The organism is Hyphomicrobium sp. D-2 (assembly GCF_029872155.1).
GTDB lineage: Bacteria > Pseudomonadota > Alphaproteobacteria > Rhizobiales > Hyphomicrobiaceae > Hyphomicrobium_A.
Genome location: NZ_JARXLA010000002.1, coordinates 682135 through 706503, shown reverse-complemented (window position 1 = coordinate 706503; position 24369 = coordinate 682135). Strand labels below are relative to the sequence as shown.

Below are 24369 nucleotides of genomic sequence, written 5' to 3'. Positions count from 1 at the left end.
GAACCCAAAATGATGGCGCGCTCAACTGCCCTAGTCGCGACGGCGCTCGCCTGTCTTCTATCTGGCTGCGCTGACGGCAGCCTAGGTTCCGGCTTCACAACCGGATCAATCAACCCCGCCAATGAGACCAAGCAGGCCGAGGCGCGCTCGAAAGAAGCCCTCTGTCTTACGCTGACCTCCCAGATCGAGGCGCTGAACAGCGAAGGCATCTCCGAGAAGGTCTCCAAGGCGGCGGCCAAGAAATACAAATTGAAGTCCGGCGACCTGGCCAAGGCCGACGAACTCAACAAGGCCAATACCGAATTCCAGGCCAAGTGCTCCAGCTATCCGCCGCGCAACGTCGCGGAGATCGAGCCCAAGGCCGATGCGGCTGCCACGACAAAGGCCGCTGCAACGCCTCCGCTGCCGACGCAGAAGTCGGATGCTCAGGCCGACAAGAGCGCATCGGCGGATGCATCGCCAGCGCGCACCGCTGCGGCTACCGGGACACAGGTTCCGGGTGAAAGCACCACCGCTTCGACGCCGTAATGATTTGCATCTGATTAACTTCCGGGCGCCGGTCCTGTCGCATGGCAGACGGCGCAACGGTTGTTTATGCTGACGGTGATCTGGGGGCTTGCACGCGGGTTTGGCCTGTGGTGAAAACGCCGAAGCTTCCCAACCGTGGGATGGAGGGCATGGTGTCAGGTAACGGTCGGCGCGCGCGGTCCTGTAAGAGAGCCTCTGCAGGCATTCTCTTTGTTGTTCTGGCCGGTTGTGCGGGTAATACCGGAACCGGTGGAGACCCAGGGCCCCAGCAATTGAGCGGTGGCGATACCTGCCAGTCTGTCCGGGCCGATCTCAATCGGCTGGATAAGGAGGGCGTGCCTGCCCTCGTGGAGCGTCAGAGCTCGGGACAGAAGCTGTCCGGCGCCCAGAAAGACAAGGCGGATCTCTACAACCGTCTGCTCAACAAATACCTCGGCGCGCGCTGTCACGTCTGATGACACGCGCGGCCGGTTTGGCTCGCGCACATGGCCTGCCCACGGCGGCGTAATGTTTTCAGCAACGGACCGTGGCAATACACTGCGGTACCGTAGCTCGACGACATAGCGAAAGGCGCCCGCCCCATGGTCAGCAGCAGCCAGAGCAGCACTGAGCATAAGGCAGCGGGCGATGGCGCATCTTATGACGTCATCGTCATCGGGGCGGGTCCCGGCGGTTACGTGGCCGCCATCCGCGCCGCTCAGCTTGGCCTTCGCACTGCCGTCATAGAGCGGGCGCACCTGGGCGGCATCTGCCTCAACTGGGGCTGCATTCCCACCAAGGCGCTGCTGCGCTCCGCCGGCATCCTGCATGACCTGCGTGAGGCTGAGGCTTTCGGCATCGTCATCGATGCCAAGCCGCGCATCGACATCGCCGCCATGGTTGAGCGGTCGCGTCAGGTCTCGCGCGAGTTGAACACCGGCGTCGGCTTTCTGCTGAAGAAGAACGGCGTCGATGTTATCTGGGGCAGCGCCAGGCTTTTGGGCGATGGCCGCATAGAAGTATCGCCGCCCAGCGCTACCGGACGCCCGGAAACGTCGCCGCCCAAGGACGTGCTTGGCGCTGGCACCTACGGCGCTCGCCACATCATCATTGCTGCCGGCGCCCGACCGCGCGCGCTGCCGGGGCTGGAGCCGGACGGCGACCGCATCTGGAGCTACTTCGAGGCCATGCTGCCGCGCGAGGTGCCGCGCTCGCTGCTGATCGCCGGATCGGGTGCTATCGGCATCGAGTTCGCATCATTCTATCGCGCGCTGGGGTGCGAGGTGACGGTCGTCGAGGTGCTGGATCAGATCCTGCCCGCTGAGGATGCCGAGATCGCCGCGCTCGCCCGCAAGGCGTTCGAGAAGGCAGGCATCCGCATCATCACCGGTGCCAAGGTTGCAGCCGTTGCCAAGGGCAAGGACGCGATCACCGCCACCATCGAACACGGCGACGGCAAGCGTGAGGACATCACCGCCGACCGCCTCATCTCCGCTGTTGGCGTTGTCGGCAATGTCGAAGGGCTGGGCCTTGAAGCGCTGGGCGTGAAGCTGGAGCGCGGCCACATCGTCGCCGACGCGTTGAGCCGCACCGATGTCGAAGGCATCTATGCCATCGGCGATGTCGCGGGCGCGCCGATGCTGGCCCACAAGGCCGAGCACGAAGGCGTCATCTGCGTCGAGGCGATTGCGGGGCTGAAGGTCGAACCGCTTGACCGCACGCGCATTCCCGGCTGCACCTACAGCCATCCGCAGATTGCGTCCGTCGGGATGACGGAGGCCAAAGCGCAAGCATCAGGCCGCAAGCTGAAGATCGGCCGCTTTCCGTTCCGCGCCAACGGTAAGGCGCTGGCTATGGGCGCCCGCGAGGGTCTGGTCAAAACCATCTTCGATGCTGAAACCGGCGAGCTCATCGGCGCGCACATGGTTGGCGATGAAGTGACGGAACTCATCCAGGGTTTCGTCATTGCCATGCAGCTTGAAGCCACCGAGGAGGATCTGATGCGCACCGTCTTCCCGCATCCAACCCTTTCGGAGATGATGGGCGAGAGCGTGCTGGACGCCTATGGCCATGCGCTGCATCTGCCGCCATCGCGGCCTGCATCGGGCCGACCAGCACCGGAAAAGTAGAGGCACCGTCCGCAACTGCCCGCGCTGCCGAACCGGAATAGGGAGAAACACATGAACGCCGACACACGTGCGCTGATCGTCTTTGCCATCGTCGGCATCATTGCCGGCTTTCTCGCCTCCATTCTGCTGGGTGGCGGTGGCGGCATCCTGCGCTATCTCATCACCGGCATCGTCGGCGCGTTTGTTGGCGGCTATCTGTTCGACGCGTTGAAAATCAATCTCGGCATCGACAATCGCTTTCTGTCCGAGGTCGTGACAGCAACAGCCGGTGCCGTCATCGTGGTGCTGCTGGCGCGGCTTATTGCCTAGACCATAATCGCTTCGGACCTTACCAAGTCCGAGGCGATGAATCATCGGCACCACCAAAAGGCCCACGATCGCTTCGGACGGTCGTGCTCTAGACTGCTCTGGGTGCTTCGGCATCAGCAACTGCCCAACGCACGGGCGAGGGAACAGGTGATGGATCAATACGCAGCCTATGCACCGTGGATCATGATGGTGCTGAACGGCTTTGTCGCCGGCTTCCTCGCATCGCTGCTGCTCGGCGGCCGCGGGGGCATCATCCGCGATATATTCGTCGGCATCCTGGGCTCGTTCGTGGGCGGCGCACTGGTGCAGGCCGGATGGCTCAACCTGCCCTATTTCACCGACAGCCCGTGGCTGCATCTCATCGCCATATCGACTATCGGCGCTCTTCTCATCATCGTTCTGGCCCGTATCATCGGCCGCTGAGGCATCGCGGGGTTGGTTTGCATCGCCGCCGTGCCAATCTAACATGGGTTGATTGAGGCCGGAGCATCGTCCATTGAGCGCCACCGCCAACACGGAGCAGGTGTCACCCGCGCGGCCCAGCGCCGAAGGCAGCGGCGGCGTGCGGACGCGCCTTCCCAAGCCGGACTGGATTCGTGTGCGCGCACCGGGGCCGGGGGCGCACGCCGAAACGGTCGACATCGTCCGCCGCCATGGCCTGACCACCGTGTGCGAGGAGGCGGGCTGCCCCAACATCGGCGAATGCTGGTCCAAGCGCCACGCCACCTTCATGATCATGGGCGACACCTGCACGCGCGCCTGCGCCTTCTGCAACGTGCGCACCGGCATGCCGCGCCCGCTCGATCCGCTCGAACCGGAGCGCGTGGCGAAGGCTGCGGGCGATCTCGGCCTCACTCACATCGTCATCACTTCGGTTGATCGCGACGACCTTGCCGATGGCGGCGCGGCGCATTTCGCCAGGGTCATTTCGGCGCTGCGCGTGTCGTCACCACAAACTACCGTTGAAATTCTGACACCGGATTTTCTGCGCAAGGATCGTGCGCTGGAGACCGTGCTGGCCTCAGCACCGGATGTCTTCAATCACAACCTTGAGACGGTGCCGCGTCTGTATCTTTCGATCCGCCCCGGCGCGCGTTATTTCCATTCGCTGCGGCTGCTGCAACGGGCCAAGGAAATCGATGCCAACGTCTTCACCAAGTCCGGCATCATGGTGGGGCTGGGGGAAACGCGTGAAGAAATCATGCAGGTCATGGATGACATGCGCTCCGCCGGGGTAGACTTCTTGACTATCGGCCAGTATCTGCAACCCAGTCCGCGCCATGCGCCTGTTGTGCGCTTCGTGCCGCCGGCGGAATTCCAGTCGTTGCGCCAGATCGGCATGGCCAAGGGATTTGCGCTGGTCGCCTCCAGCCCATTCACGCGCTCGTCGTACCATGCGGGCGATGATTTCGCGAAGCTGCAGGCGGCGCGCCGGGCAGCAACGGCCCGCCTCTGAAGCGGCGGCGAAGAAGTTCAAGGAGCCAGACTCTCTTGCCCACGTTCGAGACCACCCGGCGCATGCCGTTCACGGCCGATCAGATGTTCGCTGTCGTCGCCGACGTGCAGCACTATCCGCTGTTCGTGCCGCTGTGCGAACGGCTGGAGATAACCGCGCGGCAGGACAACGGCGCCGAGCAGGTCATCACCGCGATCATGGCCGTGGGCTATCAGAAGATCAGCGAGAACTTCACCAGCCGTGTGACGCTACGCCCCGACGCGCGCGAGATCGATGTCGTCAAGGTCGATGGTCCGTTTCAGCGCCTCACCAATCGCTGGCGTTTTCGCGATGTGCCGGGCGGTTGCGACGTGCACTTCTTCATCGACTACGCGTTCGCATCCAAAATGCTGTCGCTGCTGATGGGCGCGGTGTTCGATAAGGCGGTGCGCAAATACACCGATGCGTTTGAAGCGCGTGCGCGTACGCTTTATCCCGCCACGCCAAACACTATGATGGTGGCGAACACCGATGCCGAGGACGCGTCGCGCCTTCGCGGGCGTGCGGATCGAAACATGCGGACCTAACGAGCCCGTGCCCGGTTTCGGCGAGTCGCGCCCTCACGGAAACCTTAGACTGCGCAATCAGCGCTGTGAGGATGGCTGCTGTCGCGCCAGCGCCTGCGTGTCAGTCAGTCCTGCAGCGCGCTGTTCAGCAACTCGACCGCCGTGCGCACGCTGGCAATCCGCACCGCCTGTCGGCCGGGATTGCCAAACCGGCACTCGCGCGTTTTCGTCGGCCGGTCGCGCACGGCCAGGCCGAAATAAACAAGCCCCACCGGCTTGTCGGCCGAGCCGCCGTCCGGTCCGGCAATGCCAGTGACGGAAACCGCAACATGCGCGCGCGAGTGGTTCAGCGCGCCTGCCGCCATCGCGCGCGCAACTTCCTCGCTCACCGCGCCGACGCGCTCCAGCATCTCTTCCGGAACGCCGAGAACATCGCTCTTGGCGACATTCGAATAGGTGACATAGCCCCGCTCGACAGCGGCGGAACTGCCGGGAACTTCCGTTAGCAGTCCGGCAATCAGGCCGCCGGTGCAACTCTCCGCCGTCACGATGCGCAGGCCGCGCTTTTCATAGGCCGCAAGCATGACGCGCGCGGTCTCATAAAGGTCGGACGGAAACAGCGAATCCATGGCGTAGCCTCACAGTGAAACGGCAGTGTCGGCACAATGATGCGCTGGCCGCTCGCGTTCCCGCAATGCTGCATCGATGCATGCTAAAGCCAGCACGAAAAACGGGCGACACCAATGGCGCCGCCCGTCGATTTCGTAGCGATCAGACTGAATGCCTGCGATTGCGCTCACACGGGCGCAAGCTTCTCGGCCTGATCCAGAAGATTATCGAGCACGTTGCGGCTCTCAGCACCCATCACCGAGTAGGCACGCTTCTGCGCGTCCTGCCAGATGGGGAATGCTTCCTTCAGCACCGCTTGGCCTTTCGGCGTCAGGTGCAGGCCACGGCCACGGCGTCCGGCGGGCGGATCCATGTTGATGTGGCCCAGCGCCAGCAGACGCTTGAGGTTACGAGACAGCGTCGACTTCTCGATATCGAGTTCGTGTCCGATCTCCACCGCCGTGATGGCATCACGCGCGGCAAGCTGCGCCAGCAGAGTGTACTGGCTTGCAGTGATCCCCAGCGGACGCATTGCGTCGTCGTAGACGCGCGTCACGATGCGAGAAAGCTGACGCACCCGCGTCGCAAGACATGCGTTCGCAGTGGTCTCGGCGATGTCGGCAATGCTGGCGGTTTCGACCGGCTTGCGTTCCAGCGTGTTGGTCATCACGTTCATGTCGGCCCCCGAGTTCGTGGTCATACAACCACCTTGAGGTGTTGATGCCGCGATTCTGTCGCAGGGTCAAATGACCAAAGGCATTTTTATGGCGCGTCAGCTCGCCGCCGTTGGCAGCTGCACCGTCGCACTCGCCATCGCGGCAATTCCTTCGCCACGGCCAATGAAGCCAAGGCGCTCCATCGTTGTCGCCTTGATGCCAACGCGATCGACGCCAATGCCCAGTATTTCCGCGATTGTCGCGCTCATCGCCGGGCGATGCGGGCCAACCTTCGGCGCCTCGCACAGCAGTGTCACGTCGACGTTTGTGATGCGCCCGCCGCGTCGACGCACCAACTCGACGGCATGCGCCAGAAAAATACGCGACGCCGCGCCGCGCCACTGCTCATCGCTGGGCGGGAAGTGGTAGCCGATGTCACCGTCGCCGATTGCGCCGAGCAGGGCGTCGGTAAGTGCATGCAACCCGACATCGGCATCGGAATGTCCATCGAGGCGATGGGTGTGCGGGATTTTTACGCCGCACAGCCAGACATGATCACCCTCAGCCACGCGGTGTACATCGAAGCCCGAGCCAACGCGCGTTTCCCATGCTGCAGCGGCGCTGGAATTGGCGGCGCCAAGAATGCGTTCGGCGAGATCCATATCGGCGGCGGTTGTCAGCTTCATGTTGGTTCCGGAGGAGGCGACAAGGTGTACCGGCAGTCCGATCCATTCGGCCAGCGCGGCGTCGTCGGTGAAGTCATGGCGGTTCGCATCGGCGGCCTTGCGGTGGGCATCGCGGATCGCGTCGAAATGGAAGCCTTGCGGTGTCTGTGCGCGCCACAACGCTGAGCGATCAACCGTCTCTGCGATGCGACCGCTGGTGTCGGCGCGCTTGAGCGTGTCGGCAACCGGTTCGGCGGCTATCGCACCGGGCGATGCATCTAACGCCGCCATCAGATCATCGATCAGCGCGGCGGAGAGAAACGGACGGGCGGCATCGTGGATCAGCACGCGATCGGGCGCGCCACCGGGCAGGGTGCGCAGCGCTTCAAGCCCCGCGAGCACCGACGCCTGCCGTGTTGCGCCACCGGCAACGGGCGCCACCAGCTTGCCGGCATAGGGCGCAGCGGCTTCCTCATAGAGCGCCTGGTCATCCGGGTGGCGCACCACCACCACTGCCGTAATGGCGGGATGGCCCGTCAGCACCGCCAGTGAATGGCTCAGCACCGGGCGCCCGGCCAACAGGTGATACTGCTTCGGGCGCGCGCTTGCGTTGCCGCCATCGGGCCCGCCTTCGACGTCGGACCTGGACCCGCCCTTAACCCGCGTCCCCCGACCCGCCGCCACGACCACTGCCGCCGTTGTTGTCATTGTCGCACCCGCTGCCCCGTTGCGGGCCCTGCTTAGCCATATCCCCGGACAAGGGCAAATCGCTCTGCAATGGTTAACAGGGTGCCCGGATAAGCGTCAGGCTCTAAACGAGGCTGAAAAACAGGCAAAACTGACGCTGCCTTTCATCTTGCCAATTGCCCGTGCTGCCTCCTGAGGGTGCAGTTCAGGCACGATCGATCGTCCAAAAACGCGATCCGGGCGCAGGGCCCCGCGCGTTTTTCGCGCTTGCACACAGCGTGGCACCCGCCTATCGTGCCCAAATCAACAGCAAAACAAATGAATGCCCAATTCATGAGCATGCAGGACGCCGACACGAAGCCGGACGCCAAGGTTCTCGCCATCGGCGATGTCCGCACGGCAAACCGGGTTGTGCTGGCACCCATGTCCGGGGTCACCGATCTGCCTTTTCGCAGGCTGGCCAATAGGTTGGGCGCGGGTCTCGTCGTGTCCGAGATGGTCGCGAGCGAGGAGGTTGTGCGGCAGCGCGCCGATGTTCTGCGCCGCGCCGAAGGCTCCGATATCGCGCTTCGTTCCATACAACTCGTTGGCCGCGAGGCAAACTGGATGGCCGAGGGCGCGCGCGTCGTTGAAGATCTCGGCGCTGACATCATCGACATCAACATGGGCTGCCCGGCGCGCGAGGTGACCGGCAAACTTTCCGGCAGCGCCCTGATGCGCGACCTCGATCATGCGCTTTCGCTGATCGAAGCCGTCGTCGGTGCGGTGCGCGTTCCCGTTACGCTGAAGATGCGTCTTGGCTGGTGTGAGAAGACACGCAACGCACCCGCACTCGCAAAGCGCGCGGTTGAAGCGGGCGTGCGGATGATCACGGTGCACGGCCGCACGCGCAATCAGTTTTTCAAAGGCGAAGCGAACTGGCACGCGGTCCGCGAAGTGAGCGAGGCCGTATCTGTTCCGGTCATCGTGAACGGCGACATCACCAGTGCCGGTGATGCAGCGCAAGCGCTCGAAGCGTCAGGCGCTGACGGCGTGATGATTGGGCGTGGCGCCTATGGTGCGCCGTGGTTGCCGGGCCGTGTCGCAGCGTTTCTCGATGACGGTTCGCAGCAATCACAATCCGCCCCATCGCTGGCCGAGCAATCGGCAATCGCGCGCGAGCACGTTGAAGCGATGCTGAGCCATTACGGCGCTGATCTTGGTCTGCGCAACGCCCGCAAGCATATCGGCTGGTATCTGGAACAGAGCGGAAGCTCGCCCGAGCAGGTGAAGGCGTGGCGACGCAAACTGTGCACGGAAGAAAACCCTTCACGGGTGCTGAGCGGACTTGCTGACTTCTACGCCAGCGCGCAGGAGGCCGCAGCATGAGCCGACGTGCCACGACAGCAGCGACGCGCATTGCCGCCAACGTAAACACCCGCCGCCCGATCGAGCACGATCTGCTGCTCAGCGCGCTGCCGCATCCCATTCTCGTGTTGGCCGATGACAACCGCATCGTGTTCGCCAATGCCGCCGCCGAAGCGTTTCTTTCGATCGGCGTTGCGCTGCTGAAGCGCGCGAAGCTGGACGAGGTTGTAGCGTTCGGGTGTCCGCTGCTTCAGCTGGTCGATCAGGTGCGCACTTCAGGCGTCACGCTGAATGAATACGGCGTCGAAATTGCCAGTCCGAAATTCCAGATCCCGAAGCTGGTGGACGTGTACGGCGGCCCGATGCCGGAAAGCCCCGGTTACGTCGTGTTGATGTTCCAGCAGCGCAACATGGCGCAGATGATCGAGCGGCAGCTCACGCACCGCGCAGCGGCCCGTTCTGTGTCAGGTTTGGCATCGGTGCTGGCGCATGAAATCAAGAATCCGCTTTCCGGCATTCGCGGCGCAGCTCAGTTGCTTGAGCAGGGGCTGAACGATGAAGATCGGGCGCTGTCACAGCTCATCTGCTCGGAAACGGATCGCATCCGCAACCTGGTTGACCGCATGGAAGTGTTTGGCGACGAACGCCCGCTGGCCAAAGAGCCGGTGAACATCCATGACGTCCTCGATCACGTCCGCAGGCTGTGCGAATCCGGCTTCGGTCGCGGCGTGCGCTTTGTGGCCGATTACGATCCTTCGTTGCCGCCTGTTCCGGGCAATCGCGACAAGCTCGTGCAGGCAATGCTCAACTTGGTGAAGAATGCGGTCGAAGCCATTGGTGACAACCGCACCCAGGGCCGCATCATCATCCAGACTTCGTTCCGTCCCGGTGTGCGCCTTTCGGTGCCCGGCTCCGACATGCGCATCAGCCTGCCGCTCATGATCCAGATTGAGGACAATGGCGGCGGCGTGCTCGACGACATCAAAGAGCACCTGTTCGATCCGTTTGTGACCACCAAGCTCAACAGGACCGGACTGGGGCTCGCACTGGCTGCGAAGATCATCAACGACCACGGCGGTGTGATCGAACTCGATAACGAGCCGAACCGCACCATCTTCCGCGTGCTGCTGCCGATGCAGGCGCGCGATCGTTCCGGCGACACACCCGAGTGAGAGGTAACCCATGGCCCGCGGAACCATTCTCATAGCCGACGATGACACCGCGATACGCACGGTGTTGAATCAGGCGTTGGCGCGCGCGGGCTATGCGCCACGCGCAACCAGCAACGCGACCACACTGTGGCGCTGGGTTTCGCAAGGTGAAGGTGACGTCGTGCTCACCGATGTGGTGATGCCGGACGAAAACGCGTTCGATCTCATTCCACGCATCAAGAAGATGCGCCCCGATCTGCCGATCATTGTGATGAGCGCGCAGAACACGCTGATGACGGCGCTGACCGCTGCGGAAAAAGGGGCCTACGAATACCTGCCCAAGCCGTTTGATCTCAACGAAGTGGTCGCGGTTGTCGGCCGCGCCTTGACCCAGCCGGGCCGGCCGCTGCAACGCTCAGCCCCCGACATGGATACCGAAGAGCTGCCGCTGATCGGACGCTCGCCGGCGATGCAGGAAATCTATCGCGTGCTGGCGCGGCTGACGCAGACCGACCTCACCGTGATGATCAATGGCGAGAGCGGCACCGGCAAGGAACTGGTTGCCCGGGTGCTGCACGACCACGGCCGCCGCCGTCAGGGACCGTTCGTACCGATCAACATGGCGGCGATTCCGCGCGAACTGATCGAGAGCGAGCTGTTCGGCCACGAGAAGGGCGCGTTCACCGGCGCGCAGACCCGCACGCAGGGCCGCTTCGAGCAGGCAGAAGGCGGCACGCTGTTTCTCGACGAGATCGGCGACATGCCGCTTGAGGCGCAGACGCGTCTGCTGCGCGTGCTGCAGGAGGGCGAGTACACAACCGTAGGCGGCCGTACGCCGATCAAGACCAACGTGCGCATCATCGCCGCCACCCATCGCGATCTGAAAGCTCAGATCACGCAGGGTCTGTTCCGTGAGGATCTCTATTACCGCCTCAATGTCGTGCCGATCCGCATCCCGCCGCTGCGCGAGCGCATGGAAGATGTCGGCGATCTGGTGCGCCACTTCCTGCGTCAGGCCGCCCGCGAGGGGCTGGGGCAGAAGTCGATCGAAACGGCGGCCATCGACCGGCTGAAGGCACACCCGTGGCCGGGCAACGTCCGCGAGCTGGAGAACTTCGTCCGCCGGCTGGCGGCGCTATATCCGCAGGACACGCTCACCCGCCAGATCATCGAAACCGAACTGGCCGAAGCACTGGCGTCCAAGCCTTCAGCGCGCGACGAGGCAGACCCTAAGGATCTTTCGGAGCAGGTCGAGCGCTATCTCAACCGTTACTTCGCCGGCTTCGGCAAGGATCTGCCGCCGCCCGGTCTCTATGACCGAATCATCCGGCAGGTCGAACTGCCGCTGCTGACGGCGGCGCTGGCCGCAACCCGGGGCAACCAGATCCGCGCGGCAGAGCTGCTCGGGCTCAATCGGAACACGTTGCGGTCCCGCATTCGGGCGCTGGATATCCCGATTTTCCGGCATCCGCAGGGCTAGATCCGGCCGCAACACGCCCAGATCATCCGTGTCCCCTTGAAAGTTAAGGCGGAATGGCCCCTCCGCCTTGCGTTCTCGCACGCCTGGCGTTACCTATTCGCCACGTCGCGAAAATGTCACAGTCTGTTGTTTCCCTGTGGTCTCGCATCCGGTGGCTGTTTCCGCGACGGATAAATGCAACAGGCTCTCCCCCGGGCCGTTCACATGAAAGCACGCTGATGTCGGCCGCAGAGGTTGCGTCACAGCGAGGCCAGCGTCTGGAAGAGGGACCATCGTCTCTCAATCCGGGTAACCGTGCCTTTTGGATCGGGTTCAGCATCGTTCTGCTGTCCCTCGTATCCGCGCTCGCGACCTATCTCATCCTCACCGATCTGACGCCGATCAGAGCGCGCAACGACGTTGTGCTGGTCGTGCTGGCGATCAACGTCCTGCTGATCATATCGATGATCGCGCTGCTGACATGGCAGGTGGCGGGGCTGGCGAAAGCGTGGAAGCGGCGCATTCCCGGCGCGCGCCTGCACATCCGCATCGTCGCGCTGTTTTCGGTCATCGCTGCGCTGCCGACGCTGTTGCTGGCGCTAGGCGCAACGATCACCTTCTCGCGTTCGCTGGATGGCTGGTTCGCCTCCAGCACGCGCGCCATCGTGGCGAGTTCGGCCGATGTGGCGAACGCCTATCTCGACGAGCACGGGCAGGTGATCCGCACCGACATCGTCAACATGGCGCGAGATCTGGACATGGCCGCGGCGTCGGTCGCAGGCGATCCCGTGCGGCTACAGCGGCTGGTAATGGTGCAGGCAGGCCTGCGCGATCTGCCGGCGGCTTACATCATCGACGGTAACGGCCGGCCGGTGGTTGAGACTGCCGTCGACAGCCGCTTGCCGTATGTCAGTCCGCCGCAAAGTGCGATGGAGCAGGCGTACGAGGGGCAGGTGGCGCTGCTGATGCCGAGTGCGCGCAGCTATCGCGTTGGCGCTGTCACGCGGCTGGAGCGCTATCCCGGCAACTATCTTTACGTGATGCAGGGCGTGAACCCCCAGGTCATCGAGCATCTGAAGCTGACGGCGCAGAATGCCGATCAGTTCAACCGGCTGCGCAAGGCGCGCGGCGGACTGAAGATCGCCCATGGCCTGATGTATCTGATGATTTCGATGACGGCGATGCTGGCGGCGATCTGGGCCGGCCTGTGGTTCGCCGGACGATTTGTGGCGCCCATCCGCCGCCTGATCGGCGCTGCGCAGGAGGTTTCGACCGGCAACCTGAATGTAGAGCTGCCGGAAAAGCGCGGTGAGGGCGATCTGCGGCGTCTATCGCAGACCTTCAACACGATGACGCGCGAGTTGAAAACACAACGCGATGCGCTGGTCACCGCCAACGAGCAGTTGGTGGAGCGCCGCCACTTCATGGAGGCGGTGCTTTCGGGCGTATCTGCGGGCGTCATCGGTCTGGACAGTCAGGATCGCATTACGCTGGTCAGCCGTGCGGCGTGCGAACTGTTGGGCGCGGGCGATGGCTCCGAGCTGGTGGGGCAGAAATTGCGCGACGCACTGCCGGTGTTCGGCGATGTGCTGGACCGGCAGGACACGCTGCGGCAGCGCTCGCAGGAAGAAATCCATCACATGGTCAACGGCGATGAACGCACCTTCGCCGTAATGGTCACGCGCGAGCGAGCTAGCGATGGCGACGTCGGATCGGTGGTGACGTTTGACGATGTCACCGATCTGGTGGTGGCGCAGCGAACCGCCGCCTGGGCCGATGTGGCGCGCCGCATTGCGCACGAGATCAAGAATCCGCTCACGCCGATACAACTCGCCGCCGAGCGGCTGCGGCGCAAATACTCCAAGACCATCGAGAATGATCGCGAAACCTTCGACCGTCTGACGATGACGATCGAACGCCAGGTCGCCGACCTCAAGACGATGGTTGATGAGTTCGCCGAATTCGCGCGCATGCCGAAGCCGGAAATGGCGTCGAGCGATCTGCGCCAATCGGTGCAGGAGCCGGTGGTGCTGTTCCGCGAGGCGCATCGCGATATCGAGTATGTGCTCGTGCTGCCGGAAAAGCCGCTGCACATGTCGATCGATCGACGGTTGATCACACGCGCAGTCACCAACCTGGTGAAGAATGCCAGCGAGGCGGTGGAGTCCCAGCGCGATGCGGCGCTCAAGGATGATCCGGAATGGAAAGGGCGCATTGAAACCATTCTCAGCGTGCTGCCCGATCGCGTCACCATCGAGGTGATCGACAACGGCACCGGCCTGCCGAAGCAGAACCGCGGGCGCCTGACCGAGCCGTACGTGACGACCAAGGGACACAAAGGCACCGGGCTCGGGCTGGCCATGGTGCAGAAGATCACTGAGCAGCACGGCGGCGCGCTTTCCATGGAAGACGCGCCGCCGGCACCCGGACGCCCGCAGGGCGCACATGTACGCATCACGTTGCCGTTGCCCGAAGGGCAAGGCGCAAACATCGATACGCGATCCGAACAATCCATCACGCCCGCCGCACGGGCTGCGGCCCATGAGGCCAGATTTTTGACGTAGGAGCTTTGACTGATGGCTGCAGACATCCTGATCGTCGATGACGAGGCTGACATCCGCGATCTCGTCGCCGGTATCCTCGAAGACGAGGGCCATAGTGCGCGTCTTGCGCGTGACAGCGACGAGGCTTTGAAGGCCATCGAGGAGCGGCGGCCGCATCTGGTCGTGCTCGATATCTGGCTACAGGGCAGCCGGCTCGATGGTCTTGAGGTGCTCTCGTATATCAAGCGCACCTATCCCGATCTGCCGGTGGTCATCATCTCCGGCCACGGCAACATCGAAACGGCCGTCACCGCCATCAAGCGCGGTGCCTACGACTACATCGAAAAGCCATTCAAGGCCGATCGCCTCATCCTCGTCACGCTGCGCGCGCTGGAAGCTTCTCGGTTGAAGCGCGAGGTGAAGGAGCTGCGCGAACGCTCGACGTTCTCCGCCGACATGGTTGGCAAGTCGCCTGCCATCAATCAACTCCGCAACGCCATCGACCGCGTGGCGCCGACCAACAGCCGCATTCTCATCCGCGGTGCTTCCGGTGCGGGCAAGGAGCTGGCGGCGCGCGTCATCCATATGAAATCCGCGCGCGCCGAAGCGCCGTTCGTGGTGTTGAACGCCGCCTCCATGGCGCCTGATCGCGTTGAGGAGGAACTGTTCGGCACCGAGGATCGCACCGGCGGCGGTCCGCGCAAGGTGGGCGCGCTCGAAGAGTCGCATGGCGGCACGCTGTATATCGACGAAGTTGCGGACATGCCGGTCGAGACGCAGGGCAAGATTCTGCGCGTACTGGTGGAGCAGAAGTTTCTGCGTATCGGTGGTAACCAGAAGGTGGCCGTGGATGTGCGCATCATTTCGTCGACCAGCCGCGATCTGGAGCGCGAGATTGCCGAGGGCCGCTTCCGCGAAGACCTCTATCACCGCCTCAACGTGGTGCCGCTGCGCGTGCCCGGTCTGGCCGAGCGGCGCGAAGACATTCCCGAGCTGATCCAGTTCTTCGTTTCGCAACTGGCGAGTGCGTCGGGCCTGGCGCCGCGCCGGATTGGAGAGGATGCGATCGCCGTGCTGCAGGCCCACGACTGGCCCGGCAACGTGCGCGAGCTGCGGAACAACATCGAGCGCCTGATGATTTTGGCGGGTGGCGATGCCGCAACCATCATCACCGCCGAAATGCTGCCGGAGGAAATCGGCTCCAACGTACCGCTGCCGGTCAACGGCGGTGCGGAGCATCTGATGAGCCTGCCGCTGCGCGAAGCGCGCGAAATCTTCGAGCGCGAATATCTGCTGGCGCAGATCAACCGCTTCGGCGGCAACATTTCGCGCACTGCCGAATTTGTCGGCATGGAACGCTCGGCACTGCATCGCAAGCTGCGCGCGCTGGGTGTTTCGTCGGAGCACCGGGGACTGGACACGCGGCCGATCTGATCTCCGGCTGCGGTGCATGGCCCGATGGTCATCAGCACAGAGGGGCAGGGTGAATTGTCATCGAAGCTTCATAAATCCAGCGGCGCTTTTGCACGTGCCGCTGTCCGTGGCATTCTGATACGAAACTGAATGCCCGCGCTTAGTTCGCGTCGGGAGCCCACCCCGACAAAAACATCGCATCCAAGCGAGCCCGCAAATGACCCGCATCGTCTACGTCAACGGCCGGTATCTTCCCTACGGAGAAGCGGCGGTGCATGTCGAGGACAGGGGGTTCCAGTTCGGCGACGCCATCTATGAGGTGTGCGAAGTCATCGGCGGGCGACTGATCGATGAGCCACGCCACATGGCCCGCCTCGAACGCTCGTTGAATGAGCTGCAGATCCCGCAGCCGATGGCGCCACGGGCACTGGCCCATGTGATGCGTCAGGTCATCAAGCGCAATCGCGTGCGGGATGGTTTGGTTTATCTGCAAGTCAGCCGCGGGGCGGCACCACGCGATTTCTATTTCCCGGGCCCCGATGTGCTGCCGACGGTTGTCTGTCTGGCGCGCCCGATGTCACGGGCTGTGCCGGCCGCCAATGCGCTGAAGGGCATCGCCATCAAATCGATGCCCGATATCCGCTGGCAACGGTGCGATATCAAAACTGTGATGCTGCTGCCGGCGTGTCTGGCCAAGGAAGCCGCGCGCGCCGATGGCGCCAAGGAAGCATGGTTCGTCGACGGCGACGGCTTCGTGACCGAAGGCGCCTCCAGCAACGCCTGGATCGTGGCGGAGGACGGCACGCTCGTCACGCGCCAGCTCGGGTCGGCGATTCTCCCGGGGGTTACGCGCACAACGCTACTCGACGTGTTGCATGAAGAGGGTATGGTGCCTGTTGAGCGCCCGTTCCGGTTGAACGAAGCCTATGCAGCGCGCGAAGCGTTCATCACGTCTGCGACTCAGACGGTGATGCCAGTAGTTCGCATTGACGGAAATACTGTCGGCGATGGCAGACCTGGGCCGATTGCACAGCGTCTGCGCAATAAATTTCACCAGTTTGCCGCTATTTCAGGCACGTAAGTCAGCTTCTTTTTGGTGCCGAACTTGTTATACCTTTTATACTGCACTGCGGAATAATGCAACTATATTAAGGCCGGGGTAATCTAACGTAGGCGGCCGCATATAGCCCAGCAGACCTAGAACAGGCGGATAAAAAAATGGGCGCTGAAAGAGTCCAGAACCTTCAGGACACATTCCTCAATCATGTGCGGAAGAACAAAACGCCCTTGACCATATTTCTGATCAATGGCGTCAAACTGCAGGGGATCGTGAGCTGGTTCGATAACTTCTGCGTGCTGTTGCGCCGCGACGGCCACTCGCAGCTCGTGTATAAGCACGCGATATCGACAATCATGCCCGGTCAACCGGTCCACCTGATGGAGACCGAGACCGACGCCTAATTTCCCGGACGGCTAACATAGACGACAATAACGACAAGGCCGGGCAAAGGGCAGGGGACAACGAGCGGCGCCGGGTTCCGACGCGCGCCCTCGTGCTTGTGCCTGACCTGAAACGCTCCGCGCGACCGCTTTCCGATGCCACCTCTGGCGCCGGCCGCACCGCTCCGCTGCATTCTCCGCATGATCGCCTTGAGGAAGCCCGTGGGCTTTCCGAAGCCATCGATCTGGATGTGCGCGATGCCATGCTGGTGCCGGTGTCCAGTCCGCGACCATCAACGCTGTTTGGTTCCGGCAAGGTCGAGAGCCTTGGCGCGCATATCGAGGCGGATGAGATCGGGCTGGTCATCATCGATCATCCGGTGTCGCCGATTCAGCAGCGCAACCTGGAGCGCGCCTGGAAAACCAAGGTGCTGGATCGCACCGGGCTCATCCTTGAAATCTTCGGCCGCCGTGCGCGCACCCGCGAGGGGCGCCTGCAGGTCGAACTTGCGCATCTGTCGTATCAGAAGAGCCGGCTTGTCCGCACATGGACCCATCTTGAGCGCCAGCGCGGTGGTTATGGCTTCCTCGGTGGTCCCGGTGAGGCGCAGATAGAACTCGACCGGCGCATGATCGATGAGCGGATCATGGCCATCCGCAAGGAGCTTGAGGTTGTCGTGCGTACGCGCGACCTGCACCGGCAGGGCCGTCGGCGCGTGCCGTATCCGGTCGTGGCCATCGTCGGCTACACGAACGCGGGCAAGTCCACGCTGTTCAACCGCATCACCGGCGCGTCGGTGTTCGCCAAGCATCAGTTGTTCGCGACGCTCGATCCGACGATGCGCGAAGTACGACTGCAAAGCGGCCGTCGCATCATCCTGTCCGACACGGTGGGTTTCATTTCCGATCTGCCAACCATGCTGGTCGCGGCGTTCCGCGCGACGCTGGAGGAAGTGATCGAGGCCGATCTCATCTTGCATGTGCGCGATATCTCGCATGACGAGACAGAGAGCCAGGCGCAGGACGTTGAAGCTGTGCTGCGTGATCTAGGCATCGATACGCTGGCCGTCGACGCGCCCATCATTGAGGTCTGGAACAAGACCGATCTGCTGGAGGAGCCGAAGCGCGAGGAGATCCAGAGTCAGGCGCGCTGGACGGAGCGACCGCCGGTACTGGTTTCGGCTGTGACCGGCGACGGCATCGACGCTTTGCTCAGTGCAATCGATGGTCGGCTTGGCAGTGGCGATGCCGAGCTGCAACTCGACATTCCGCCGGAGGGCGGGCGTTTGCTCAACTGGCTTTATGAGGAAGCCGAGGTGCTCGCGCGCGAGGCGCAAGATAGCGGTGGCGTGCGCGTAAGGGTGCGCGTGGCGGCTGAAAAGAAGGAACGGCTGCTGGCGAACGCGCGGCGCTCCGGCGTCGAGGCTGTGGCTGTGCCGCGGGTTGGCAGTTAGGCTTAGAGAGCGATAATCGCAACCAACATCGGGTTGCATAATGTTCTGTTAATTGGCCATCAACCATCAATCATTTTCCATAATATATATTATGCGAACGACGGGTGTGGGTTGGCGGGGCGGCTGGTTGCTGGGATTCTGGTGTACGGATTGGCTGACATGCCAGCCCCGCATCAGGCCGACAGCGCCCTTATCAGCCTACCAATCGACGCTCCCGCTCCAGCGATATCAGAAACCGCTCCAGTTCGCTGGGTGACGCGAAGCGATATGTCGTGCCGCTGAACCCGGCCAGACGCTCGATGATTTTCATCCTGACGTTCCGGCGGAACCGGACGACGTAGCGCAGGAACGCCGGGTCAAACCGTTCTGGACAACCGGGCGACAGTTCGTCCGGCCGTTCTCGCCCCAGGTTGCGCAGCGTTCGCCGCAGCACGCGGCTGATACAGAGCGCCGTCGAAAAATCGAGGTGGAGCACCGTATCGGCCGACGCCAGCCGCAGGTCGAGGGTGCCGGTGTAGTTGCCGTCGATGATCCAGCGCGGCGCGGCGACAAGCTGGCGGACCTTGTCGCGCCACAGCTCCGGCGACGTCGGCTCCCAGCCAGCCTGCCAGTAATGACGGTCGAGATGCACCAGCGGCAGATCAAGCGCTTTGGCCATGCGTCGCGACGCGGTGGACTTCCCTGCTCCCGGACAGCCGATGACAAGTATGCGTTGCATGGCTGGCCGCCATAGCTCCCATCAAAGGAGGGTGTCTTCGGCCTTGCGCACCGCCGTGGCGATGAGCGCCGCGTAAAGCGCGCTGACGAATCCGGACAGCATGTTGACGCTGATGACGATGGCGACAACCCGCGCCCAGTCCACCGACATCACCTGACTGAGGCCGTGCAGTACGAACTGATCGAATGTTGCCTTGATCTGGAACAGCAACTCGCTGATCTGCGCCACGCTGGGGCGTTCCGGCGTCTCCACCAGGATCTGCCAGCCGAGTTTTGAGGCATCAACGTGCGGCAGCAATCCGAGCACGCTGGCCGCCGTCACACCCATCGAGAACAACAGCCCGAGGACCGTTGCCAAGCGAAAATAGCCCCACCGCAGCGTGTTGCCATCGGCCTTGATGGATATGAGCCGCAGCACGCTGGCGCCGACGTAGATGCAGGCGCCGAAAACCACCGCGACCCAGAACAGGCGCCCGCTATCTGTGCCCGAAAACGTCAGCAGGCAGGCAACGCCCGTCAGCAGCGCCTTGAACGCTGCCTCGATGAAGCCAACGCCGGCCGTGAGGAATGCGCTGCGTGGCACTGTGGAGCCGAAATAGAAGCCATATTCATAGCGCAGCCGCGCAACTTCCAGCCACATGCCGAACAGCAGGCTGATGGCGGCGGTGACGCCAGCGAAAATGAACGGATACCGGATCGCGAACGCGGCGATGCCGACAACGGCGGCCGCCTCGGCGACCATGATGACGGCGTTGGTGAGAATGCGCAGAATGACCATTCACGAACTGTCCGACGTTCTCGCCCGGCCGACAGACAGGCCCGACTGGCTTCAATCCGAATGCTAGATGGCTTCAACGAAACTGGAAACCCGATTTGCGCGTGGGCGCTGCTCGCTGTTCGCCGTCATACCGTGTGTGGCGCCTCTATTTGACATGCGCGCAGCGATGCGGTCGTTCTATGAAGAATTCCAGCCAGCATCATCAGATCAGCAAACGCCATGAAGCCATCCAGAGACATCACACGCCTGATTGAGATCATGGCGGCCTTGCGCGATCCGGTCACCGGCTGCCCCTGGGATCAGGAGCAGACATTCGAGACCATCGCGCCCTACACCATCGAGGAAGGCTATGAGGTGGCCGATGCCATCGCGCGCGCTGACCTCAACGACCTCAAGGATGAGCTTGGCGACCTGCTGTTTCAGGTTGTCTATCATTCTCGCATGGCGGAGGAGCAAGGCGCATTTTCGTTCGGCGATGTGGTGCAAGCCAGCACCGAGAAGATGATCCGCCGCCACCCGCATGTGTTCGGCTCCGAGGCGGAGCGCGCGGCGGGTGCGCAGTCGGGCTTCTGGGAACAGATGAAGGCGAAGGAGAAAGGTTCAGCGCCCAAGCGCACGCTCGACAACGTGCCGCTGGGTCTGCCTGCCCTCACCCGCGCCATCAAGCTGCAGAACAAGGCCGCGCGCGTAGGCTTCGACTGGCCGTCGCTGGAGCCGGTGTTCGCCAAGGTGCACGAGGAGATCGCGGAGCTTGAAGCGGCGATGGCTGCGGCGTCATGCGATGGCGAAGCCGATCCGCGCCGGGATGACTGCAAGACCGCCGATGCGCACGTTGAAGAGGAATTCGGCGACCTGATGTTTGTGATGGCGAACGTCGCGCGCCACCTGAAGATCGATCCGGAAACCGCATTGCGCGCCGCCAACGAGAAGTTCACGCGGCGCTTCCGTTTCATCGAGGACGAGTTGGCCAAGCGCGGCTCCGAGCCTGCGGATCTGACGCTCGCTGAGATGGATGAGCTTTGGAACGAAGCGAAGGCTGCGGAAAAGGTGTCATCAGCATTAGCCTCGGGCGATTAAGGCTGCTGCGATCCCGCCAGCATTACGCCGCCACTGTTGGCAGCGCTTGTGTGCATCAACGGCCGTCGCGAGTTGTATGGTGCCACATAGGGGGCGGTTCAACTGTCCGAACGGGTTTCCTCACCATTGAGGTCAGGCCCCTGCACATGCTCGCCCGTTACGCGATTGATGAGCATCGTCACCACCCACAGTGCCGCGCCGATCGCCAGCAACACCGCCGCAATCACGTATTGTTGCGGATCGCGCCCGGTCCACGGCCCGACCAGAAAACCGCAGCTCAGGACGCCCAACACAGCAACGAAGGTGGGCGTGCGAAAATGCTTGTGCTCGACGGTATCGGAACGCAACACCAGCACAGCAACGTTCACAATGGCGAACACAGCCAGCAGCAGTAGCGCTGTAGTGCCGCCGAGTGCAGGCACTTCGCCGACAAACGTGATCAGCCCGCACGCCAGCAGCGTGGTGAATAGAATTGCGATGTAGGGCGTGCGGCGACCGGCGTGCACGCGTCCGAACAACGGCGGCAGCACATGTTCGCGGCTCATGCCGTAGATCAGCCGGCTCGCCATCAGCATGTTGATCAGCGCGCTGTTCGCGACGGCAAACATGGTGATGAAGCCGAAAATGCCGACCGGAAATCCGGGTGCGCCGCGCTCCACCACTTTCAGCAATGGCGTTTCGCCCTCACCCAGTTCGTTGGGGGGCACGATGGCGACGGCGGATATGGAAACGAGCACGTAAATCACGCCGGTGATTAACAGTCCGGCCAGCAGCACCTTCGGGAAGATGCGACTGGGATCCTTGGTTTCTTCGGCCATGTTGACGGAATCTTCGAAGCCCACCATCGCGAAGAACGCCAGCGTCGTGCCGCCGATCACCGCCCACATGATGCCGCCGTCAACGTCAGTCTTGAACGTGAATGCGCGTGAGATGTCGCCGGTGCCGCCCGCTATCGCCCAGAACCCGATAGTGATGATGATCAGCAGGCCGGTGAGTTCGATGCACGTCAGCAGCACATTCAGCTTCACGCTTTCGCCAACACCGCGAAAGTTCACGATTGCGATCAGCGTCATGAAAGCAAGGCCGATCAGCGTGATGCCTGCGCCGTCGCTGAAGCTTAGCCCTACTGAATCGACAAGGTTGGCCGCAAACGCGCGCGACGCTGTGGCTGCCGACGTGATGCCGGAACTCATGACCGCAAACGTGACGATGAAGGTGAGGAAGTGCACGCCGAATGCACGGTGCACATAGAGCGCAGCGCCTGCAGCGCGCGGATATTTGGTGACGAGTTCGAGATAGCTGAATGCCGTCAGCAGCGCGACGACGAAGGCGGTCAGGAACGGCAGCCACACTGCGCCGCCGACATGGTTCGCAACCTTGCCGGTGAGCGCATAGATGCCGGTGCCAAGCACATCACCGACAATGAACAGCAACAGCAGCCATGGGCCCATCACGCGGACGAGCGAAGGCTCCTCGGATGATTTGCCCGATGAAGCCTGTTGCGGCTGATCCGTGTTGGCCTGGTTCTGTTGCATACGCCCTCCCCCGTTCTGCACGGGGAAGTTTGGACGCTCGGCAGCAGTGAGGCAACCCGCGCGGGTGTAGAAACGCAGAAGCGCCGCTCCCCTGATGGAGAGCGGCGCTTCAATCTTCTTGTCGGAAAACCGGTTCCAACTTTTCCGGAAGCACTTTAGCCGATGGCGAACGCGCCCGATCTTGCGATCAGTGATCTAAGCGTTCAATGGCGTGCGCTTGATCCGCTGCGGTCGGAGCCACGGCCTTCCATGCTGCGGCCGTTCTGACCGCGACCGCCCTGCCGGTTGCCGGACGGGCGTGCCGCTCCGCTGCGGCGCGACGGACCGCCGTCGTTACGGGCAGGCCTTGCATCCGGATTGCCGAAGCCTTCCGCGCGACGACCGTTGCCGGAGCCGCGATTTTCCTGGCGACGGCCTGCGCCGCCAGCACCGTTATTGCCACCGTTCGAAGCCCGACGGCGGTCATCACCCTGGCGTTCGCCACGCACAGCGACAGCTTCGCCTCTCGGCTTCTGCGGACGCGCTGGCGAACCGTTGCCGTTTGCTGCTCCGCTGGCGCCATGGCGCTGGGGCTTGCGTGCACCCGAACCATCGCGGCTACCGTTGCGGTCGCCATCGCCACGGCGGCCGCCGTTACGCGGTTGATTGCGATCGCCACCACGGCGGGCAGCAGCCGAAACGCTGACGGACTCAAGCGTTGTATCGCCCGTGCGGTCGGTTGCCGGAATCTGCTGCCGTGTCAGCTTTTCGATGTCACGCAGATATGCGCGCTCGTCGCCGGCACACAGCGAAATCGCGATGCCTTCCGCCCCGGCACGCGCCGTGCGGCCGATGCGGTGCACGTAGCTTTCCGGAATGTTCGGCAGCTCGTAGTTCACGACGTGAGAAACTTCGTCGATGTCGATACCGCGAGCGGCGATGTCGGTTGCGATCAGCGCCCGGATGCGGCCCTTGCGGAACTGCTCCAGTGCAACTTCACGCTGGCGCTGGCTCTTGTTGCCGTGAATGGCCGCAACCTGAACGCCAGCCGTTTCCAGATGGCGTGCCACACGGTCAGCGCCGCGCTTGGTGCGGGTGAACACAATCGTGCGCTTCATGTTCTCGTCGCGGAACAGCTCGGCAAGCAGCGACTGCTTCTTCTGCTGTTCAACGTGGATGACGCTCTGCGCAACGCGATCGGCCGTTTTGGAAACGGCTGCCACAGCAACGCGCAGCGGATCGGTCAGCATCTCGCTGGCCAGCGCGTTGATCTCTCGCGGCATGGTGGCCGAGAAGAACAGGCTCTGACGGCGCTGGGACAGCTTCGACAGAATTTTGCGGATCGGCGCGATGAAGCCCATGTCGAGCATCTGGTCGGCCTCGTCCAGCACGAGAATCTCGGTGCCGGAAAGGTTGACGGTGCGCTGATCGACATGGTCAAGCAGACGGCCCGGCGTGGCGACGAGAATGTCGACACCCTTGGACATTGCGGAGACCTGCGGACGAATCGGCATGCCGCCGAACATCACCGTAACGGTGAGACCGGTATGCTTGCCGTAGGCGCGGAAACTGTCGGCGATCTGCGTAGCCAGTTCGCGCGTCGGCGACAGGATGAGCGCACGGGCACCGCCACGCTGAGGCGCGCGGGGCTGCTCCAGCAAACGGTGCAGGATGGGTAGTGCGAACGCCGCCGTCTTGCCGGTGCCGGTCTGGGCAATGCCCATCAGGTCGCGGCCGGCCATGACGCCGGGAATCGCCTGCGATTGGATAGGTGTCGGACGCACATAGCCTTCAGCATCCAGTGCCTTCAGCAGCACAGGATTGAGGCCAAGCTCCGAGAAAGCTGGCGTCGTGGTTTCAGTGTTTTGCGTAGTCAAAATATTATCTTTCATAGGAGGCCAACGCGCGGGTTC

23 protein-coding genes are annotated in these 24369 nt (G+C 63.0%); 16 read left to right on the top strand and 7 right to left on the bottom strand.

Annotation, left to right across the window (positions count from 1 at the left end; translation table 11 throughout):
* The first annotated feature begins 12 nt into the window (after positions 1 to 12).
* From QEZ49_RS05125 to QEZ49_RS05095, 7 genes are all read left to right on the top strand, one after another.
* Positions 13 to 528 carry a hypothetical protein gene (locus QEZ49_RS05125; RefSeq protein WP_280384792.1) on the top strand — a complete coding sequence of 172 codons (516 nt, stop codon included), beginning with the start codon at positions 13 to 15 and terminating at the stop codon, positions 526 to 528.
* A gap of 272 nt (positions 529 to 800) precedes the next feature.
* A complete protein-coding gene (locus tag QEZ49_RS05120; RefSeq protein WP_280384790.1) occupies positions 801 to 983 on the top strand; it encodes a hypothetical protein in 183 nt (60 codons plus the stop codon).
* A 126-nt stretch (positions 984 to 1109) separates the two neighbouring features.
* The gene (lpdA, locus tag QEZ49_RS05115) at positions 1110 to 2636 is read left to right on the top strand and encodes a dihydrolipoyl dehydrogenase (RefSeq protein WP_280384788.1); all 1527 of its coding nucleotides are present in this window, start codon (positions 1110 to 1112) and stop codon (positions 2634 to 2636) included.
* 51 nt (positions 2637 to 2687) lie between these two features.
* Complete coding sequence (locus QEZ49_RS05110; protein WP_280384786.1) at positions 2688 to 2945, top strand: GlsB/YeaQ/YmgE family stress response membrane protein; 258 nt, start codon at positions 2688 to 2690, stop codon at positions 2943 to 2945.
* Between the two features lie 150 nt (positions 2946 to 3095).
* Entirely contained in the window at positions 3096 to 3368 is a 273-nt protein-coding gene (locus QEZ49_RS05105; RefSeq protein WP_280384784.1) for a GlsB/YeaQ/YmgE family stress response membrane protein, read from the top strand.
* A 100-nt stretch (positions 3369 to 3468) separates the two neighbouring features.
* A complete protein-coding gene (lipA, locus tag QEZ49_RS05100) occupies positions 3469 to 4401 on the top strand; it encodes a lipoyl synthase (RefSeq protein WP_348534796.1) in 933 nt (310 codons plus the stop codon).
* Between the two features lie 35 nt (positions 4402 to 4436).
* Positions 4437 to 4967, top strand: coding sequence for an SRPBCC family protein (locus QEZ49_RS05095; protein WP_280384782.1), 531 nt, complete (start codon positions 4437 to 4439; stop codon positions 4965 to 4967).
* Positions 4968 to 5071: 104 nt separating this feature from the next.
* On the opposite strand, the gene QEZ49_RS05090 is transcribed toward QEZ49_RS05095, so the two are convergent.
* The 3 genes from QEZ49_RS05090 to QEZ49_RS05080 all read right to left on the bottom strand — a co-directional run bounded on the left by QEZ49_RS05090 (position 5072) and on the right by QEZ49_RS05080 (position 7584).
* Positions 5072 to 5530, bottom strand: coding sequence for a CinA family protein (locus QEZ49_RS05090; protein ID WP_280385090.1), 459 nt, complete (start codon positions 5528 to 5530; stop codon positions 5072 to 5074).
* A gap of 212 nt (positions 5531 to 5742) precedes the next feature.
* Positions 5743 to 6255 carry a MarR family winged helix-turn-helix transcriptional regulator gene (locus QEZ49_RS05085; RefSeq protein ID WP_245281781.1) on the bottom strand — a complete coding sequence of 171 codons (513 nt, stop codon included), beginning with the start codon at positions 6253 to 6255 and terminating at the stop codon, positions 5743 to 5745.
* A 72-nt stretch (positions 6256 to 6327) separates the two neighbouring features.
* A complete protein-coding gene (locus QEZ49_RS05080; protein ID WP_280384778.1) occupies positions 6328 to 7584 on the bottom strand; it encodes a bifunctional 2-C-methyl-D-erythritol 4-phosphate cytidylyltransferase/2-C-methyl-D-erythritol 2,4-cyclodiphosphate synthase in 1257 nt (418 codons plus the stop codon).
* Between the two features lie 312 nt (positions 7585 to 7896).
* On the opposite strand from QEZ49_RS05080, the gene dusB reads away from it, so the two are divergent.
* The 8 genes from dusB to hflX all read left to right on the top strand — a co-directional run bounded on the left by dusB (position 7897) and on the right by hflX (position 18370).
* On the top strand, positions 7897 to 8931 hold the full coding sequence (gene dusB / locus QEZ49_RS05075) for a tRNA dihydrouridine synthase DusB (RefSeq protein WP_280384777.1): 1035 nt from the start codon (positions 7897 to 7899) through the stop codon (positions 8929 to 8931).
* On the top strand, positions 8928 to 10082 hold the full coding sequence (locus QEZ49_RS05070; protein WP_280384776.1) for an ATP-binding protein: 1155 nt from the start codon (positions 8928 to 8930) through the stop codon (positions 10080 to 10082). Before dusB ends, QEZ49_RS05070 begins: the two co-directional genes overlap by 4 nt.
* A gap of 10 nt (positions 10083 to 10092) precedes the next feature.
* On the top strand, positions 10093 to 11541 hold the full coding sequence (gene ntrC / locus QEZ49_RS05065; protein WP_280384775.1) for a nitrogen regulation protein NR(I): 1449 nt from the start codon (positions 10093 to 10095) through the stop codon (positions 11539 to 11541).
* Between the two features lie 218 nt (positions 11542 to 11759).
* Positions 11760 to 14084, top strand: a complete 2325-nt coding sequence (locus QEZ49_RS05060) for a PAS domain-containing sensor histidine kinase (RefSeq protein WP_280384774.1) — start codon at positions 11760 to 11762, stop codon at positions 14082 to 14084.
* A 12-nt stretch (positions 14085 to 14096) separates the two neighbouring features.
* A complete protein-coding gene (locus QEZ49_RS05055) occupies positions 14097 to 15497 on the top strand; it encodes a sigma-54 dependent transcriptional regulator (RefSeq protein WP_280384773.1) in 1401 nt (466 codons plus the stop codon).
* A 196-nt stretch (positions 15498 to 15693) separates the two neighbouring features.
* Positions 15694 to 16557, top strand: a complete 864-nt coding sequence (locus QEZ49_RS05050; protein WP_280384772.1) for a D-amino-acid transaminase — start codon at positions 15694 to 15696, stop codon at positions 16555 to 16557.
* Between the two features lie 137 nt (positions 16558 to 16694).
* Positions 16695 to 16937, top strand: coding sequence for an RNA chaperone Hfq (gene hfq, locus QEZ49_RS05045; RefSeq protein WP_068459263.1), 243 nt, complete (start codon positions 16695 to 16697; stop codon positions 16935 to 16937).
* A gap of 107 nt (positions 16938 to 17044) precedes the next feature.
* Entirely contained in the window at positions 17045 to 18370 is a 1326-nt protein-coding gene (gene hflX, locus QEZ49_RS05040; RefSeq protein ID WP_280385088.1) for a GTPase HflX, read from the top strand.
* A 193-nt stretch (positions 18371 to 18563) separates the two neighbouring features.
* Here the strand turns inward: hflX and QEZ49_RS05035 are convergent, their stop codons facing one another.
* Both QEZ49_RS05035 and QEZ49_RS05030 read right to left on the bottom strand, forming a co-directional pair.
* Positions 18564 to 19088, bottom strand: coding sequence for an adenylate kinase (locus QEZ49_RS05035; protein WP_280384771.1), 525 nt, complete (start codon positions 19086 to 19088; stop codon positions 18564 to 18566).
* Between the two features lie 21 nt (positions 19089 to 19109).
* Positions 19110 to 19865: a hypothetical protein gene (locus QEZ49_RS05030; RefSeq protein WP_280384770.1), complete on the bottom strand. Its 756-nt coding sequence runs from the start codon at positions 19863 to 19865 to the stop codon at positions 19110 to 19112.
* A 219-nt stretch (positions 19866 to 20084) separates the two neighbouring features.
* Between QEZ49_RS05030 and mazG the strand changes: the two genes are divergently transcribed.
* A complete protein-coding gene (mazG, locus tag QEZ49_RS05025) occupies positions 20085 to 20942 on the top strand; it encodes a nucleoside triphosphate pyrophosphohydrolase (RefSeq protein WP_280384769.1) in 858 nt (285 codons plus the stop codon).
* Between the two features lie 98 nt (positions 20943 to 21040).
* On the opposite strand, the gene QEZ49_RS05020 is transcribed toward mazG, so the two are convergent.
* Complete coding sequence (locus tag QEZ49_RS05020) at positions 21041 to 22477, bottom strand: APC family permease (RefSeq protein WP_280384768.1); 1437 nt, start codon at positions 22475 to 22477, stop codon at positions 21041 to 21043.
* A 203-nt stretch (positions 22478 to 22680) separates the two neighbouring features.
* Complete coding sequence (locus QEZ49_RS05015) at positions 22681 to 24333, bottom strand: DEAD/DEAH box helicase (protein WP_348534791.1); 1653 nt, start codon at positions 24331 to 24333, stop codon at positions 22681 to 22683.
* Positions 24334 to 24369: the final 36 nt, after the last annotated feature.